Here is a 16877-nt window from a genome sequence, read left to right as displayed (position 1 = left end):
TCAGGCCGGATGCAGAACGATGCGGTCGAGTGAGGCGCGGAACTCGGCGACGCCGTCCTCGCCGGTTGCGGGGGCCAGTGCCTGATCGAGCCGGTCGAGCTGTCCGAAGATGCGGGCAGATCCGGTCTCGGCGGCGATCCCGACGGCCTGCCCACCGATTCGGGCAGCGAGGGTCACGTTGCCTGTGCCCGCATGGGCACGTGCAGCGCGAGCTAGGTAAACACCGCGATCCCGGCGATATGCGGACGGGAGCACTGCGAGGGCGCTGTCAAAGCCTGCCGCGGCCTGCTCATACTCGCCGAGTGCGGCGAGGGAGCGGGCTCGGGCGGTGCTGATGTACGCCGCATCGAGCCAGGAACCCCAGACGCCATCGGAGCCCGCGCGACCGAGAAGAGCAAGCGCGGTGTCGTACGCCCTTTGGGCTTCACCGCCTTCACCCAGTACGGCATGCGCGTGGGCCTTGTGCAGAATGGCGATGACTTCGAGGCGGCTCCCGGGCCGGGCGGTGCGTCGGGCGGCTGCGGCGAGGCCAAGAGCGTCGGCAGGATGACCGGTGTCGACAGCGAGCTGGGCCTTACGGCCGAGGATGTACGCGGTGAGATCGGTGTCGCCAGTGATGTGGGAAGCGTCCAGGGCTTTCGCGGTGTGGCCGTGGGCGCTGCGCTCGTCGCCGATGTCCTGGGCGAACCAGCCTGCCAGCTCTTCGTATCGCGTCTCCAGGGCGAGAAACTCGATGGCGTCGGTGCCACGAGCGGCTCGGCGTCTCGTGGCGAGGGAGACGAGGTGTTGTTGCAGGGCAGGCAACACGTGCCGGGGGCCGATGAGGTTGTCGGTCTGGATCATCACCCGGCGGAGCTGCGCGAAGTGCTCGAAGGGAGACCCCATGTCTGCGAGTTCGGTGGCAGTCGCCGGCGGCGCGACCGGCATGGCTGTCACAGCCAGGCCGGCGATCCCTGAGGAGAGGACAACACGGCGGGGCACGGGCACGAAGAGGATCCTTCCGTGGATGCGGGCGGGGACAACCACCGTGTCCGTGTCGTCTACAAGAGAGCTTGCCCGCACGACCGCGCTCATGGCCAGGGTCTCCGGGCCGCTGGCCCCATGGCCCCGTGTGCTGGCCCCATGAGTCTCTGTCCCGGCTCTGGACACCGGGACAGAGCAATTCTGGGGGGCCTCTCGCTCCGCGCTGTCCCAGCCACGAACCAATGCGCCGGCGGCATCAAGGACACCGTCGAGGGCGATGGCTGCATGCTTCGGGACGGGGCGCTCAGCGCGCTCGAAGCGCCCGAGATGTGAACGGTCCATCAACGCCCTGCGAGCCAGAGCCTGCTGCGATAGCAGCCGGGCCTCGCGGAACTGGCGTAACTCGTAACCCCAGCGGTGCCACGGGCCGGCGTCCGGGGTCAGCTCGTTCGGCTGCTGCCCCACGCTTCCTCCTCCACCGTGGACTTTCGTTCGCCCGCGGTCGATGCCAGCGACACGGGCGGTTCTCCATGGGCCCGTGGAGCCAGTGTGCGGGGCTCCATCAAGGGCCTGCCCACCGGGCTTGCGTACCGCTTTCATCGTCCGTACGAGCTGATCACACGGTATCCGAACGCCACCTGGCACGGACCTGATTCACGTCAGTACGACGTAGTGGCCAGTCGGGCTGAACACATCGCGCAGCCGTCGGTGGGCCCTGCGAGGGCTGAGCGCGATCTAGGGGAAGGCGACCATGAAGACAAGTAGAAGCCTGGACGACATGATCGCCGTCTCCAGTCCCCGGATCAGCCTGATGGGATCCCGGGACGGGACGGACACCGAGACCGCTCGACCTCAGGAGTGGCACCGCAACTCCACCCCGCTGGAGCGTCTGTCGCGCAGCGGCCAGCTCAGCCGGCTCCGTCGGCAGTTCCACCGCGAGGCGACCGAAAGGCGCGACCGCCGCTCTGGTGATCGCTGTCTTCGGGTGCTGGCGGACAGCTTGGAGATGAGCGGGGGTGCCAGCCCGGACGAGGACTGGAACACCTTCCAAACCGAGGCCGAGCAGCATGGCTACGCAATGGGAACGAGGTTTTACGACGTAGCCGTTCCCGTTACCACGACGTACCTCCCCGGCTCGGGTGCCGGCTGTGGCGTCTACACGCCGCCCTGGAAGCGCCCTTGCTGGGGGGAGGCCGAGCGACTGATCCAAGGCGGCTTCGCGGATCGCGTGATCGTCCTGGACCGGCACAACATCAGCTCCGATGACGACGAGTATCGCACCCTGATCGAGGGGCTGGGTGAGCGGTGTCAAGCGTTCATTCACCTCGTGATCCCCGAGGAGCCGTCCGGTGCGACTTGAAGGCGACTGTGGCGGTCGATGGATGCCAAGGGCTGGGGCTGGAGACAGGTCGGCACTCAGATCCTCCTCGTCGTCACCGTGTTCGCAGTGCTCGTCACCGTCTACCAATCCGCCTGATCGGAGGATCGTTTTGACGTTCGAGGGACACATCAACCAGGCACTACATCTCCTGCCGCCCCGCGAGGCCGGACCCGACCCTTGCGCCGTGCCTGCAGGTGACCCGCAGGGCGCGGCATGAGCGCGATCAAAGACCGCCTCAGCCCCACTAAGTGGGATGCCTGGTACCGCGAGGGCCGGGCTATAGACCGCCTCGTAACCGACGCCGAGGCCAACCGTTTCCTTCGGCACATCGCCCCGTCCGCCGGGGCCTCCGTGCTCGACGTCGGGTGTGGCATCGGCAGCTTCAGCAGGCAGCTTTCCCGCTGGGCTACGACGTGCTGGGCTTGGACTTCTCGTCGGCCGCGATCCAGACCGCGCAAAGACAAGGCGTCGGAAGACGGCTGCACTGCGGGGTTCACGACTTCGATGCTCATGCCATCCCGCCCAGGCTGCAGCCTGCGTCGCTCGATCTCATTGCCTGCCGCAACGTCCTGCCGTTCATCGACCACCAGCGCTTCATGGTCGACGCACGACGTTGGCTGCGGCCTGGTGGGCAGCTGTACGTCCTCGTCCGCGTCTGGTCCGAGCGTGGAGTCGAGCCGGACAAGAAGCCATGGCAACGCGGCTTCACCGAGGGACAGGTACAGGCCCTCCAGAACGGGTGGGCCGAGCAGGAGCGCTGCTGGCTCGGCCGACACACCGCTCTGTTCCTGTCCGCGAGCGTCGTCGGGCATTGCGACACGGAACGTTCGCCCAGCCGCCCGCCACCCCGTCCCTTCCTTCGAGGAGATCTCGCCGTGACGAACCGCCCGATTCCCCCACCTTTGGCCAGTTCTGTACCGACGAAGCGACCCCCCTCCGATACTCCGCCACGTGCCCTTCTCCTCGACCTCGACGGTGTCCTACTCGACACGCGACCGGTCATGGAGAGGGCGTGGCGTGAGGTCCGGGCGACTCATGGCCTCGACGTGCCGTTCGCCTTGTACCAGCGCCACTTGGGGCGCGAGTTCAACGACATCATGCGCCGCCTCGGAGTGAGGGACGTCCAGCTCGTCCATGAGACGTACAAGGCGGCGTCCCAGGCCGCGTCCCACCTCGCCCGGCAGTTCGCCGGTATCGCGGAGGTGCTCCACACCTTCGCTGCTGCGGACTGGCGGTTGGGAGTCGTGACGTCCAAGCCCCTGGACCGCGCTGCGCCGCTCCTTGCCAAACTCGGCTGTCCTTTCGCCACCGTTCGCACGCCGAGCAGCATCGGTCGCACGAAGCCGGCACCGGACCCGATCCTCCTGGCCCTGGTCGACCTCAGAGTCGACCCCGCCGCAGCTGTGTACGTGGGGGACATGGCGGTCGACCAGGAAGCGGCGGCCCGCGCCGGTGTCGCCTACGTCCATGCGGGGTGGGGATACGGGCAGCCCACCTCGCCCGTACCCGAGATCGCCGACGCACCCCAGGGACTGCTGCAACTCCTGCTTTCCGACGAGCCGTTCATCGAGGGGAGCCTGGTGTGAGCACCCGCGCGACCGGCGCTTTGAGCTTGGTCCGGTCCGACGTCGCCAGCCAGCCCCGGTGGGCTCTCGTCGGCAGCGGCGCCCTGGACCACGTCGCGACCGACCACATCCGGACCGGGGAACTGGAGGCCATGCCCGTCCACCGGCAGGAGTTGTGCGTTCTCGTCGGCAACGTCATGGGCGCCTTGGAACACTACGGCGCCTCGCTCGCCTCAACACCGGGCGGCGCTAGCTGGCTCCACGTCCAGCACGTTCCCGTTCGGCGCTTCGTGACTGAGGTCTTGCGCAAGCTGCTGGCCCTGAATGCCTGGAAGCCGTTCGCATCGAATCCGGCGCCTCTGGCTCCTGCCCCGTATGAAGGGTGCGTCGGACTGCGTTCGAGCAGCTCGCGGGAGTACCTCGCGTACACCGTCACCTGGTCCGGCATTGCGTACCTGCTCGGGGCAGAGGCTCCGTACAACCCGACCCGCTCCGCCCAGTTATGTAACCGGGTCCGTGTCAGCACGGCGAACACGGACCCGAGCCCTCTCCCGTCGGATCTGCCGCAGCGAGACGTCGTGGCGCTGTCCTGGACTTCCCGCCACTCTGACACCCTGATGCCGGTGCTCGCCGAGCTGGAGCGCGACGGACGGACGAGCCTCCTGCTCGACCTCGCCACCGACCCGGCGGAACGGTGCCCGGCGCCGACGGCCACGGGCATCGGCCTGCGTTCGGCTCCGAGCGACCTCGTCACCCTCTCCGGCACCGCCGAGGGCCTGCACCGTCCCGACGACGAGCACGTAGCCCAGGTGGCAGGCCACGGCGTCCAACTCGCCCGGCTCGTAAGGCTCTTGTCCGTGCTCTTGGAGACTAGCGGGGGCTGCACCCAGCCGTCGTGGCGGACGGTGGTGCGGGCGGAGAGCTGGCTCGACGACATGCTGTCGACCACCCGGCCGCACACCGTCCTGCTGAGCAACGACACCAGCCCCCTGGGCGTGCTGGCCGCGCACGCCGCCGAGCGGCACGGGGCGAACTCGGTGCACGTCCAGCACGGGGCGTGGACGGCGGGGTCGGTCGCCTGGCCGGCCCTGCACAGCCGCGACATCGTCGTCATGGGCGAGCGGGACCTCGCTCTGGGCCGAGGGTGGGCGCGCCATCCCAAGGCCGAGGTGCACGTACTTGGGCAGCCCCGCTTCGACGTCCTCACCGGCCTGAGCCGCCAGGCGCAACGGCGGTATCTGGAGAAGCTGCTCGCTCCGGGGGGCCGACGTGCGCCGACCCGGATCGCGGTGTGGGCCTGCCAGCCCTTCAACCCCGATCACCTCAAGTCCCACGCGGACCTCCTTCTGGACGGGCTCGCCGAGGCGGACGGGGACTGGGGGCTCGTCATCGCTCCCCACCCGGCACAGGGAGCCGATGCCTTCAATGCTCTGGTGAAGCGGGACGTCGGGACGCCCGTCGCAGTGTCCGATCCCCGGGTCGGAGCACGAGGCTGCCTCGCCGGCGCTGACGCCGTAGCGAGCGCGTACTCGACGTGCGGGATCGAAGCCGCGCTGCTCGGCATCCCGGTCCTCGAAATCGGCCCGCCCGGCGAACGCACTCTTGGCCTGACCGGTCACGGACTGGCGACCCGGTGCGAGGCCACCGGTGACGTCGCCGAAGCGCTCTCCGGCGTGCGCGGGGGCCCTACGCCGATCCCGCGGGCGGCTCTCGACGAGGTCTGCCGGTGGCGCGGCGACAGCGCCGCTCGGATCGCCCGGCTCATCACCAACCGCTCCACCTCCGGCCCGAGGGCCGACGACTACACCCACCATCACCCGGGCGCCGCTGCGTCGCCCCAGGACGAAGGAGCATCCGTCCGATGACATCCCTCATGGCCGACAGCATCGCCGAGTTGTTCTCCGGCGCCGTCACGCTGGCTAAAACCGGCGAGAAGATCAGCCCCCGGGGCATGGCCACCCACGAAGTCCGCGACGTGCACCTGCTGCTCACCCAGCCGCGCGCCCGCTTGCTCTACGCCCCGCCCGCCCGCATCGTGAATCCGGCCTTCGCCGTCGCCGAGACGGTCTGGCACCTGTCCGGATCCGACGCCCCGTGGATCTTCGACTACAACAACCGGCTGCGGCAGTTCGCCGACGACGGCGTCCTCCTGGGGGCGTACGGACCCAGGATGCGGAACTGGGCCGGCAAGGTCGACCAACTGACCCGCGTCGTCGAGATCCTCCAGGCCGACCCCGACTCCCGGCGAGCCCTGATCCAGCTCTACGACCCGGCCCAGGACGCCGCAGGGCACAGGGACGTGCCCTGCACCCTCGGGTTCCGGTTCCACCTACGCGCCGGCCGACTGCACATGGCGACCATGATGCGCGGCCAGGACGTGTGGATCGGCATGCCGTACGACGTGTTCTTCTACACCGTGCTGCACGAGCTGGTCGCCGGATGGCTCGACGTGGAACTCGGCGAGTTCCACCTGCACATCGGCTCGCTGCACATCTACGACGAGCACATCGAGCAGGCCGACGCGCTGACCTCGCTGTCGGCGAGCGAGATCATGCCCGACCTGCGAACGTCCTGGACGGGATTCTCCGGCCTGCTCGACCAGGTCGAGGCCCGCGACGTGACCGGCCATCCCGGCTGGGACGCGATGGCCGAGACGCTGCGCAGCTATCGGCTTTGGAAGGACGGCAAGCGCGAGCAGGCGTGGCGGGCGGCCGACGCGATCGACGGGCCCCTCGGCCAAGCCCTCACCGCCTGGTACGGAGAGCTGGAGCGTCGCTCGGCCAAGCGCGCCGTGACGGCCGGGGCAAGGTGACCGCCGCCATGAAGCGCACCCCTTCCGTGATCCTCGGTCTGTGCTCGTACACCCACGACTCCTCGGCCGCCCTTCTCGTGGACGGCGAACTTGTCGGCTTCGTCGAGGAGGAACGCCTCTCCGAGCAGAAGCACACCAAGCTCTACCCGGCTCGCGCCGTGGGCTGGCTCCTCGACCAGGCCAAGCTGAACGCCACCGACGTGGACGCCGTCGCCTACAACTTCCAGCCCGCCCGCTACCTCGCCGAGTCGCCCGCCGCCCTGCGCATGGCGCTCTCGCCAACGACACGCGACCGGAGCCTGGCCCGCGCCCACGGGTTCGCCAAGGTCGCCCTGCGGACCCGGCGACGGCTGCGCGTCCTCGGCAGCCAGTTCCCCTCGGCCCGCGTCACACCGGTCCTGCACCACCGCGCCCACCAGCTCACGGCCTACGCCGCCTCCGGCTGGGAGGAAGCCGCCGTCCTCGTGGTCGACAGCCTCGGCGAGCGGCAGACCACCACCATCGCCCACGGTCACGGCGTTCAGCGCCCCCGCGTCCAGACCCTGGAAGCGATCAACGACCCGGCCTCCCTCGGCTACGTGTACGGCGCCGTCACCGAGCACCTGGGCTGGCGCCGGGGCGACGAGGAGGGCACCGTCATGGCGCTGGCCGCCCTCGGTGACCCCGCCCGGTTCCGCCACCTGTTCACCACGGCCGTCCGCACGGCGGCCACGGGCTTCCGCATCCACCCCGGCTACTTCCCGATGCGCACCCTCACCTCGGGATACCCGAGGACATCCAGGCGGTTCGTCGCCGAGACCTGCCCCGAGCGGCACCCGAACGAACCGCTCACCGATGTCCACCGAGACCTGGCGGCTGCCCTCCAGGAGCGGACCGAGCAGGTGATGGTCCACCTCGCCCGCCGCGCCCGTGTGCTCACCGGCTCCCGGCGCCTGTGCGTGGGTGGCGGCGTCGCCACGAACTGCGTGAGCATCGGGAAGATCATCGAGGCCGGAATCTTCGACGAGGTGTTCGTCCCGCCGGCACCGGGGGACGCCGGAACCGCGATCGGGGCCGCCCTCGCCGTGCACGTCGATACGCGTACGCCTCGCCCGGTCACGGGCATCGCTCGCCACTGTTACCTCGGCCCCTCCTACGAGGACCAGCCCCTTGACCTGACCCCCTGGACCGGCCTCCACCAGGAGACCCTCGGCATCGAGACCGCCGAGTTCCTCGCCGACCAACTCGCCCACGGCGTGATCGCTGGACTCTTCCAGGGAGGGGTCGAAGCCGGGCCGCGCGCCCTGGGTAACCGCTCGATCCTCGCCTCCCCGCTGGAGCCCGGCGTCGTCGAGCGGCTCAACGCCACCGTGAAGTTCCGCGAGCCGTTCCGGCCCTTCGCCCCCATGGTCCCGGCCGAGCGCGCCGCCGAGTTCTTCACCCTCGGCCAGACGGCGCCGTACATGTCCATGGCCTCCGGGGTGACAGACCTGACGCGCGAGCGGGTCCCGGCCATCGTGCACGCCAACGGCACCGCCCGCCTGCAGACCGTCACCCGGTCGCAGAACCCGTTCATGCACGCGGTGCTGACCGCCTTCGGCCGCCGGACCGGCGTACCCGTGCTGATCAACACCTCCCTCAACGTCAAGGGCAAGCCAATCTGCGGCACACCCGAGATGGCCCTGGACTGCCTGGCCAACTCCGGCCTCGACGCCCTGCTCCTCGAAGGGCGGTGGATCACCAAATGAAGATCGGATACAGCTTCTGGGGCTTCCTCGGCAACGGCGTCACCGACACCCCCGACGGAGGCCGCAGCCACCGCCGCCCCGTCATCGACGCCCTCCTTGCCCGCGGTCACGAGATCGTCTTCCTCCAGTCCGACCGCGACCGCCTCGAAGCCGGTGACGACCTCGGCGGCGCGTACACCTTCGACGACGGCCTGCCCGGCATCGACGCCCTGTTCCTGGAGTGGCGCTGGGCCATCCCCGGCCGCAACACCACCGTGTGCGGCAGCGAGGGGCACACCTGCGACCTCCACCGGCAGGCCCAGCTCATCAACCACTACACGGCCCGGTCCCAGACGCCCACCGTCATCTGGGACAAGGACCGCACCCTGCGCGCCGAGAGCGTGTGGCGCCGCACGGCCCACACCCGCGTCTGCGAGGCCGCGCTCGCACCGACCCTCGGCGCACACTCGCTGCTCTTCCCCGTCGCCGAGGACCTCCTCGCCCAGGCCGATCCCCTCACCCTTGTGGCGCGGCCCCGGGATCTCGCGCTCGGCTACGTAGGCAACCAGTACGACCGCGACGAGCCCTTCGACCGCTTCTTCGCCCCGGCCGCCGCCCACGTCGAGCACCTGGTCGCCGGGAAGTGGACGAAGACCGGCCGCTGGCCGCACGTTCGCTTCGCGGGCCGGATCCCCTTCGAGGCCGCCGCCGGCGTCTACGGCCGGTCCCTGGCCACGGTGCTCATGCTCCCCGAGCGGTACGCCGCCGTCGGGCAGATGACCCAGCGCATCTTCGAGGCCGTGCTCGCCGGCTGCCTGCCGCTGGCCCCGGCGGACATCCGCTTCGCCGACCGGTTCGTCCCGAAGGAACTGGTCGTGCGCTCCGGCAGCGACGTGCTCGAACGCCTCTCCTACCTGCGGGAGATCGCCGGCACCGAGCAGCACGCCACCCTGATCGCCGCATGTGTGGACCGCCTGCGCCTGTTCGGCCTGTGCAAGCAGGTCAACACCCTGGAGTCCGTCCTGCACGGCCTCCTCCAGACCACCGCGACCGAGCGGGGAGCTGCCTGATGCAGACCGCTCGATCGACCACGGCGCGCGAATCCTCCGGGCGCGTCCCGGAGGATGGGTCCGCCGGACACCCGAACCTCTCTACGCTGGAGCACCATGAAGAAGGCCGCCATCGTCGGCTGCGGAGGCAGCGGCAAATCCCACGTGGCCCGCGAACTGGGCAGGATCCTCGACGCCCCGGTGACGCACCTGGACGCCGCGTTCTACGACGACGAGTGGAACGCGCTGCCCATGGACAAGTTCACCGACGTCCAGCGCGAGCTGGTCGCGCAGCCGCGGTGGGTGATCGACGGCAACTACAACTCGACGCTGCAGGTACGGCTCGAAGCCTGCGACACGGTGGTCCTGATGGACGTGTCGACCGTGGCGGCGCTGTACGGGATCTTCTCCCGGCAGATCCGGCACGGGGCCGGGCACAAGGGCAACGGGGTCCACAACCGCATCCACTGGGGCGTGATCAAGTACGTCGCCACGTACCGGCGCAAGATGCGACCCCGCGTGATGGCGAAGATCGAGGAGTTCGGCTCCGGCGCCGATGTGGTGCTGCTGGCCAACCGGCGCCAGACGCGCCGCTGGCTGCGGAAGGTGGCCGCCGAGCAGTCCTGACCGGTCCGTGCCCCCGGTCAGGGGGTGCGGCATGAACGAGCCCAACCCGTTCCTGGACCCCGCCCGGCAGTCGGAGCTGTACGGACACGCCTCGCGGCTGGCCGGGCGGACCAGTGCCCTGATGCGCGCCAAGACCGCCGGACACCCGGTGCCCGAGACGATCGTCAGCCTGGTACAGACCCACCACGCCCGGCCGGACCGGCTCGGCGTGGTGCTCGACATCGGCTGCGGTCGCGGCACGAGCAGCCTCGTCATCGCCGAGCAGCTCCGGCCCAAGCGCGTCGTGGGCCTGGACGCCGCCCCCTCCCTACTCGCCCAGGCCCGCGAGCGCGCCAAGAACCTGCCCGACAGCACGGTGGAGTTCGTCGAAGGCGACTTCCACGACCTCCCTCTGCCCGACGGGTCGAGCGATGTCGTCGTCGCGGCGTTCTGCCTCTACCACTCGCTGCACCCCGAGGACGTCGTCGGGCAGATCGCCAGGGTCCTCGCCCCCGGTGGTGTGGCCGTGCTCGTCACCAAGGGCCTCGACAGCTACCAGGAGATGGACCAGTTGGTCGCCTCCGCTGGCCTCGATCCGCGGGCCGCCCAGCACGAAAGCCTCTACACCGCAGCCCACAGCGGCAACCTCGCCGACGTGGCCGCCTCCTCGCTCGACGTGATCGCCGTCCTGGACGAGGAACACGTCTTCACCTTCGACGGCCACGACCACACGGCGCAGTACCTGGCCACCAACCCCAAGTACGACCTGGCGCCCGGCCTGTACGGCAACCCCGGTGCCCTGGCGGCGACCCTGCACGAGTTCCTTCCCGACCAGCCGCTGACCACCCGGTCCCGGATCACCTTCGTCGTCGCCCAGCCGAAGGAAGGAGGAGATCCGACATGAGCCCCGCCCCGTTCACCAAGCACTACGCGGAACCGGAGCGCGCGGCGGGGGCAGTGCGCCACTACCGGTGGCTCACCGCGCACGCCAGGCCGCTGCGGCAGCCGGCCCTCCACACCTCCGGACCGCAGTCCCTGACGTTCGAACGGATCGAGGGCCGCCCCGTACGTCCCGAGGACCTCCCGCGCGTGGCGGAACTGCTCGGCCACGCCCACGGTGCCGCCTGGGCCAGCGACCTGCACTCCGCGTCGCTGGACACCCCGCACCACTTCGAGGACGGCACGCAGTTCGACGACTACCTCGGTCCCCGGACGGTCTCTCTACGGCGACGCCACGAGCAGGGCTACCTGCCGAACAAGACGGCCCTGGACGCGATGCTCGGCCTGTTGCAGGCGACCGCCGAGGGCCCGTGCGCCTTCTACAAGGACAGCAATCCGCGGAACTTCATCATCACCAGCACGCAGGACATCGTCGCCGTCGACACCGACGACCTGTCCCTCGCCCCGATGGGCTACGACCTCGCCAAGCTCATCGCGACGCTTCACCTGACCTACGGACCGCTCACCGACCGAGCCGTCACCAATGCCCTGCTCGCGTACAACGCGGCAGCCCTCCGACACGACGCCCGGCTGGGCACGACGGATCGAAACCAGCTCGACAACTCCCTGGCCCTGCACGCCGTGCTCACCGCCCCGTACGTCGGCCGCAACGGCTACCACTACAGCCTGCCCCTCCGTTTCACCCACCGAGGAGCCTCATGATCATCACCGAACTCGTCTTCGTCCGGCACGGCCAGGCCCAGTGCAACGCCGACGGCCTCGTCGGGGGCCCGCGTACCTGCACCGGCCTGACCAACCTCGGGTACGCCCAAGCCGAACAGGCCGCACGCCGCCTGGCCACCGACCACCTGAAGCAGCCCTTCGACGTCATCTACACCGGCCCGCGCATCCGCCTCGTCCAGACCGGCGAGATCATCGCCCAGACGCTCCAGATCCCCGTGCACCATGACGACCGACTCGACGGACCGGTCCACGGCGACGCCGACGGCCGGCCCTGGGACGCGGTGAAGACGGCCGCCGACGGCGGCCCGCACGCCCACCCCGACACGCCCTGGGCCAACGGCTCCGACACCTGGAACGGGTTCCTGGAGCGCGCCAGCAGGAACCTGAGCCAGCTCATCAAGGAGAACTGCGGCAAGCGCGTCGTCTTCGCCGCCCACGGGGAGACGGTGATCACCGCACACACCCTGCTGCTCGGCATCCCGATCGGCTCGCCCGCCGGATTCACGCACAACCACGCCTCCATCACCCGCTGGCAGCACCACCGCAACCGCCTGGGCCAGACCCGCTGGATGCTCGACCGGCACAACGACACCGAGCACCTCAGTCTCCTCACGCCGGAGCCGACCCCGTGATCGCGACCTCGCGCGACCCCCGGATACAAGTGGCGCACCTCCTCCTCGGCGCAGTCGACATCGCAGCGGACCCCGCGCTCCCGCCCCGCGTCGTACGCCTGGTGGCCGGCGACGGGCGTCAGTTCATCGCGAAGCAGCACGCGGAGCGAGACCGGTACGCCGGTGAACTCCACGCCTACGGGGCGTGGGTCACCCATCTGACCGGCCATGCACCGGAGTTGGTCGGCCGGGATGACGCCACCCGCACCCTGCTGCTCACCGCACTCGCAGGCGACCGCGCGGACACTTTCGCTCCGGGCTCGCCCGAGGAGGAGCTTGCCCACCACGAGGCCGGGCACGTGCTGGGCAAGCTGCACCGGGCCACGGCCATGCCCCAGGACGGTGCCGTCGGCGCCTCGCTCGCCGAGCGGTTCCAAGGGTGGATCGACCGGGCCGTCCACGCCGACCTGCTCGACGCGGCCGAGGAGAACCTGCTGAAGCACCACGCGGTGATCCTGGGCGCCAGCCACTTGGACAGCGCGATCTGCCACCTCGACTACCAGCCGCGCAACTGGCTGCTCGGCGACACCTTCGGTATCTACGACTTCGAGCACATGCGACGCGACGCCCGGGTCCGCGACTTCGCCCGCCTCGAATTCCGACGCTGGCAGGCCGCACCCCACCTCCGCACCGCCTTCTTCGACGGCTACGGGCGTTCGCCCAACGACACCGAACGACGCCTCCTGGAGTCCTTCGGCGCCATCGAGGCGGCCACAGCCCTGGTCAAGGGCCACCAAGAGAACGACGCCGCCCTCAGCGCGCACGGCAGAACCGTCCTGTCCCGGATCACCTGACCTACCCCTTCGACGACACCCCTCTGGAGATCCCCGTGCCACAGCACGAGCAGCCCCCGACCAACGCTTCCCTCCGACGGGCCGTGGTGACCGGCTCCGCCGGATTCATCGGCTCCCACCTCGCCCACTCCCTCGTCCAGGCCGGCACCACCGTGATCGGCGTGGACCGCCGAGACCCGTCCACCGACCCGACGGCCGCCGCCAACCTCGCCGCGCTGCGAGGACGCCAGGGATACCACCACGTCACGGCCGACCTCCTTCACTGCGCCATCGACCCGCTCCTGATCGACGCCGACACCGTCTTCCACCTCGCCGGCATCCCCGGCGTACGGCCCTCCTGGGGACCGCAGTTCGGGGACTACCTCGCGTCCAACGTGCTGGCCACCCACCGCGTCCTCGAAGCCTCCACCCGGATCGGCGTATCCCGGCTGGTCGTCGCCTCCTCCTCCAGCGTCTACGGCCCTACCGACGGCGACGCGAGTCGCGAGACCGACCGCCCCAACCCCGCCTCCCCGTACGCCGTGACCAAGCTGGCCGAGGAGCAGCTCTGTCTCGCCTACGCCGAGCGTCCCGTCGGCCCCAGCGTGGTCGCCCTGCGGTACTTCACCGTCTACGGCCCCCGGCAGCGCGCCGACATGTTCACCCACCGCGCCCTGTACGCCGCCCTGACCGGACAGCCCCTGCGCCTGTACGGAGACGGCCACCAACGCCGCGACTTCACCTACATCGACGACGCGGTCGCCGCTACGATCGCAGCCGGCGTCGTCCCGAACGCTCACGGCCCCATCAACGTCGGCGGCGGCTCGAACGCATCGCTGCTGGACGTGGTCAACATCGCCAACAGCCTCACCGGCCGCGAGATCCAACTCCACCAGGACCACGTGCGCAACGGGGACGTTCTCGTCACGCGTGCCAATCCCAGCCGTGCGGGAGAGGTCCTCGGCTGGCAGCCGCGCGTCGACCTCCACAGCGGGCTGCGTGCCCACATGCAGACTCTGGCCGCCCCGGTGCCGGACTACAGCCGGGCTGCGTAGCCCTACGCCTCGGAACCCGAGAGGAGTGCCCATGGAAACCCCCGAGCGAGCACGGCTGGACGCCTTCTTCCGGAGGATCACCGCGCAGTTCCCCGCCGGGCGGCCGATCACAACGCTGGTCATCACCCACCTGCTCCCGGAACGCCCCGCGTTCTTGCGCGCCATGGCCGCGGTGTCCACGATCGGCGCCGTCCTCCCCAAGCCCCGGTCGATCCACCAGCCAACCCTCGACACCGTCCGCCGCACCCTGCCGGTCCACGACCTGAGCCGGGAGCGGTTCACCGACGAGACCCAGGCCCTGCACTACCTGGAGGACACGGCCGGCGGCCAGGACGTCGTCCTGGCCGACATCGGCGGGTACTTCGCGGCCAGCCTCGACACCCTCGTGAACAAGTTCTCCGGCCGCATCCTCGGCGTGGTCGAGGACACCGAGAACGGACACCAGCGGTACGCGGCTCTCGGCTCGCTGCCGTGCCCGGTCGTGTCCGTGGCCCGCTCACCGCTCAAGGACTGCGAGGACCACCTCGTCGGTCGGTCCATCGTGTTCTCCACCGACGCCCTCGTCCGCGCCCGCGGGGACATCCTCACGAGCCGCAGCGCCTGCGTCATCGGCTTCGGCAAGATCGGTCGCTCAATTGCGCAGACCCTGCGCGCCCAGGACCTGCGCGTCACCGTGTACGACAACGACGCTGTCAAGCGGGTACAGGCGCACGCCCTTGGCTTCCGCACCAGCGCGTCCACCACCGAGGCCATCCACGACGCGGAACTCGTGCTGTGCGCCACCGGCAACCTAGCCCTCCGGCACGAGGATTTCGCCGCCCTGCGCAACGGCGCGTACCTCGGATCGGTGACCTCCTCCGAGGACGAACTCGAACTCGGCAGCCTCGACGACCTCTACGAACGCCATTCCGTCGGACCCCAGTTGACCCGGTACGAGGTCACCGGCCACTACTTCTACATTCTCGCCGACGGCGGTGCCGTCAACTTCGTGCACGGCGCCGCCGTCGGCACCTACATCCACCTCGTCCAGGCCGAGATACTCGCCGCCACCGCCGCACTCAGCCACGCGCAATTCCAGCCCGGACTGCACGAGATGCCGGCGGCCGACCGCGACGCCATCGCCAGAATCTGGCTCCGCCACTTCGAAAGGTGACCTCGTTGCCTCCCTCCACGAACCACATCCGCGCCGTCACCGAGGCGTACATCGCCCGCCACCCGGACGAGCGCGGCTCCCTGACGATGCTGTTCGCAGCCCTCGTCGGCGCGGACGATCCCACCAGCCGCAAGACCTTCCCCGCCCACGTGACCTGCAGCGCCATCCTCATCAACGGTGAACGACACGTGCTCCACATCCTGCACAAGGCGTCCGGGAAGCTTCTGGCGCCCGGCGGGCACAACGAACCGTCCGACCAGCTCCTGCGCGACGCCGCTCTACGCGAACTGCACGAGGAGGCCGGCATCCCGCCCAGCGCCGTCGTCCCCCTCGCCGACCACGAGGACATCCCCCTCGACATCGACGTGCACGCGATCGACGCGAACCCGTCGAAGAACGAGCCGGCCCACCACCACGTGGACTTCCGCTGGGCCTTCCACCTCGGGGCCGATCACGCGGTGACGCTGTAGGAGGAAGAGGTCGATGGCTACCACTGGCGGCCGTTCGCGACCACCGCCTCACCCACCGTCCGCGTCAAGCTCGCCCAACTCACCTGAAGCCCCCGAACCCGATCACCAGGAGGACGCCGTGGCCGCCACCACAGCCCGACCGACCGACGCCGAACGGCGCCGGCACATCGCCGTCATACCCTGCCGCTGGGGTGCCTCCCGCTTCCCCGGCAAACCACTGGCCCTCCTCGGCGGCATGCCGCTGCTCTGGCACGTCCACCAGCGCTGCCTGGAGGCCAAACGCCTCGACGGAGCCATCGTCGCGACGGACGACGAACGCATCGAAGCAGCGTGCCGCGAACTCGGCATCGACAGCATCCGCACCGGGGAGCACCTCACCGGCACCGACCGCGTCGCGGAGGTCGCCGAACGCCTGCCAGCCGACGGATACATCAACGTCCAGGGCGACGAGCCGTTCATCTCGCCGACCGCCATCAACGACGTCTCCGAGGCCCTGGAATTCACTCCGCCCGGCACCTTCGCCGTGAACGCCTACACCGAGCTGGTCGACGTCGGCGCCGTCCTGGACCACAACGTCGTCAAGGTAGTCGTTACGGCCCGCAGCGAGGCCCTCATGTTCTCGCGCCAGCCCATCCCCTACCCTAGGGGCGACCGGCCGAAGTACCTGCGCCAACTGGGCCTCTACGGCTTCACAGGCGAGGCTCTCCAACACTTCCGTCAGCTCCAGCAAGGGCCCCTGGAGCGTGCCGAAGGAGTAGAGATGCTGCGTTTCGTCGAACACGGCCACGCCGTACAGATGGTCCCTGTCCTGGACGACGGTGTAGCGATAGACACCCCTGAGGATCTGACGCGAGCCGCGAGCTTCCTCGATCAGCTCGGCGGAGCGGTTCATAGGCGTGGGACCGCACAGCCTTCTGCACGATGGGACGGAATCACCTCATCCCCGACTCGTGCCCGATTTTCGGAAAGCCCCCGTTCTCACTCCTAGCG

Annotated in this window: 16 protein-coding genes and 1 pseudogene; 15 read left to right on the top strand and 2 right to left on the bottom strand. The window is 69.7% G+C overall.

Annotated elements, in window-relative coordinates; all coding sequences use genetic code 11:
* Positions 1–1074 carry a DNA-binding protein gene (locus OID54_RS08405; RefSeq protein ID WP_329016212.1) on the bottom strand — a complete coding sequence of 358 codons (1074 nt, stop codon included), beginning with the start codon at positions 1072–1074 and terminating at the stop codon, positions 1–3.
* Positions 1075–1209: 135 nt separating this feature from the next.
* Positions 1210–1563, bottom strand: a pseudogene (locus OID54_RS39165) (helix-turn-helix domain-containing protein); the annotation flags it as partial.
* 151 nt (positions 1564–1714) lie between these two features.
* On the opposite strand from OID54_RS39165, the gene OID54_RS08400 reads away from it, so the two are divergent.
* The 15 genes from OID54_RS08400 (at position 1715) to OID54_RS08330 (ending at position 16875) form a co-directional block, all read left to right on the top strand.
* Positions 1715–2323 (top strand): hypothetical protein, encoded by a 609-nt coding sequence (locus OID54_RS08400; RefSeq protein ID WP_329016210.1) that lies wholly within the window; start codon positions 1715–1717, stop codon positions 2321–2323.
* A 386-nt stretch (positions 2324–2709) separates the two neighbouring features.
* On the top strand, positions 2710–3930 hold the full coding sequence (locus tag OID54_RS08395) for an HAD-IA family hydrolase (protein ID WP_329016207.1): 1221 nt from the start codon (positions 2710–2712) through the stop codon (positions 3928–3930).
* The gene (locus OID54_RS08390; protein WP_329016204.1) at positions 3927–5774 is read left to right on the top strand and encodes a hypothetical protein; all 1848 of its coding nucleotides are present in this window, start codon (positions 3927–3929) and stop codon (positions 5772–5774) included. The genes OID54_RS08395 and OID54_RS08390 overlap by 4 nt, the downstream gene beginning before the upstream one ends.
* Positions 5771–6721, top strand: coding sequence for a thymidylate synthase (locus OID54_RS08385; protein WP_329016200.1), 951 nt, complete (start codon positions 5771–5773; stop codon positions 6719–6721). The genes OID54_RS08390 and OID54_RS08385 overlap by 4 nt, the downstream gene beginning before the upstream one ends.
* 8 nt (positions 6722–6729) lie before the next feature.
* Positions 6730–8448, top strand: a complete 1719-nt coding sequence (locus tag OID54_RS08380; RefSeq protein ID WP_329016198.1) for a carbamoyltransferase family protein — start codon at positions 6730–6732, stop codon at positions 8446–8448.
* Positions 8445–9497, top strand: coding sequence for a glycosyltransferase family protein (locus tag OID54_RS08375; RefSeq protein WP_329016195.1), 1053 nt, complete (start codon positions 8445–8447; stop codon positions 9495–9497). Before OID54_RS08380 ends, OID54_RS08375 begins: the two co-directional genes overlap by 4 nt.
* A 96-nt stretch (positions 9498–9593) precedes the next feature.
* Positions 9594–10103 carry a topology modulation protein gene (locus OID54_RS08370; protein WP_329016192.1) on the top strand — a complete coding sequence of 170 codons (510 nt, stop codon included), beginning with the start codon at positions 9594–9596 and terminating at the stop codon, positions 10101–10103.
* Positions 10104–10134: 31 nt separating this feature from the next.
* Positions 10135–10986 carry a class I SAM-dependent methyltransferase gene (locus OID54_RS08365; protein WP_329016189.1) on the top strand — a complete coding sequence of 284 codons (852 nt, stop codon included), beginning with the start codon at positions 10135–10137 and terminating at the stop codon, positions 10984–10986.
* Entirely contained in the window at positions 10983–11744 is a 762-nt protein-coding gene (locus OID54_RS08360) for a phosphotransferase (protein ID WP_329016186.1), read from the top strand. Before OID54_RS08365 ends, OID54_RS08360 begins: the two co-directional genes overlap by 4 nt.
* Positions 11741–12397, top strand: coding sequence for a histidine phosphatase family protein (locus OID54_RS08355; RefSeq protein ID WP_329016183.1), 657 nt, complete (start codon positions 11741–11743; stop codon positions 12395–12397). Before OID54_RS08360 ends, OID54_RS08355 begins: the two co-directional genes overlap by 4 nt.
* Complete coding sequence (locus OID54_RS08350; protein ID WP_329016181.1) at positions 12394–13230, top strand: aminoglycoside phosphotransferase; 837 nt, start codon at positions 12394–12396, stop codon at positions 13228–13230. The genes OID54_RS08355 and OID54_RS08350 overlap by 4 nt, the downstream gene beginning before the upstream one ends.
* 35 nt (positions 13231–13265) lie before the next feature.
* Positions 13266–14264, top strand: coding sequence for an NAD-dependent epimerase/dehydratase family protein (locus OID54_RS08345; RefSeq protein WP_329016178.1), 999 nt, complete (start codon positions 13266–13268; stop codon positions 14262–14264).
* A 31-nt stretch (positions 14265–14295) separates the two neighbouring features.
* Positions 14296–15417, top strand: a complete 1122-nt coding sequence (locus OID54_RS08340; RefSeq protein ID WP_329016175.1) for an adenosylhomocysteinase — start codon at positions 14296–14298, stop codon at positions 15415–15417.
* Between the two features lie 5 nt (positions 15418–15422).
* Entirely contained in the window at positions 15423–15887 is a 465-nt protein-coding gene (locus OID54_RS08335; protein WP_329016173.1) for an NUDIX hydrolase, read from the top strand.
* Positions 15888–16005: 118 nt separating this feature from the next.
* Complete coding sequence (locus OID54_RS08330; protein ID WP_329016171.1) at positions 16006–16875, top strand: 3-deoxy-manno-octulosonate cytidylyltransferase; 870 nt, start codon at positions 16006–16008, stop codon at positions 16873–16875.
* Positions 16876–16877 lie beyond the last annotated feature (2 nt).

This window comes from Streptomyces sp. NBC_00690 (assembly GCF_036226685.1).
Taxonomy (GTDB): domain Bacteria; phylum Actinomycetota; class Actinomycetes; order Streptomycetales; family Streptomycetaceae; genus Streptomyces.
The sequence above is the reverse complement of the archived record's forward strand: the minus strand, read 5'-3'. Positions and strand labels throughout refer to the sequence as shown.

Coding starts and splice junctions, on each gene's coding strand:
- OID54_RS08405 (WP_329016212.1), bottom strand. CDS start 1,074: ATGAGCGCGGTCGTGCGGGCAAGCTCTCTTGTAGACGACACGGACACG.
- OID54_RS08400 (WP_329016210.1), top strand. CDS start 1,715: ATGAAGACAAGTAGAAGCCTGGACGACATGATCGCCGTCTCCAGTCCC.
- OID54_RS08385 (WP_329016200.1), top strand. CDS start 5,771: ATGACATCCCTCATGGCCGACAGCATCGCCGAGTTGTTCTCCGGCGCC.
- OID54_RS08380 (WP_329016198.1), top strand. CDS start 6,730: ATGAAGCGCACCCCTTCCGTGATCCTCGGTCTGTGCTCGTACACCCAC.
- OID54_RS08375 (WP_329016195.1), top strand. CDS start 8,445: ATGAAGATCGGATACAGCTTCTGGGGCTTCCTCGGCAACGGCGTCACC.
- OID54_RS08370 (WP_329016192.1), top strand. CDS start 9,594: ATGAAGAAGGCCGCCATCGTCGGCTGCGGAGGCAGCGGCAAATCCCAC.
- OID54_RS08365 (WP_329016189.1), top strand. CDS start 10,135: ATGAACGAGCCCAACCCGTTCCTGGACCCCGCCCGGCAGTCGGAGCTG.
- OID54_RS08360 (WP_329016186.1), top strand. CDS start 10,983: ATGAGCCCCGCCCCGTTCACCAAGCACTACGCGGAACCGGAGCGCGCG.
- OID54_RS08355 (WP_329016183.1), top strand. CDS start 11,741: ATGATCATCACCGAACTCGTCTTCGTCCGGCACGGCCAGGCCCAGTGC.
- OID54_RS08340 (WP_329016175.1), top strand. CDS start 14,296: ATGGAAACCCCCGAGCGAGCACGGCTGGACGCCTTCTTCCGGAGGATC.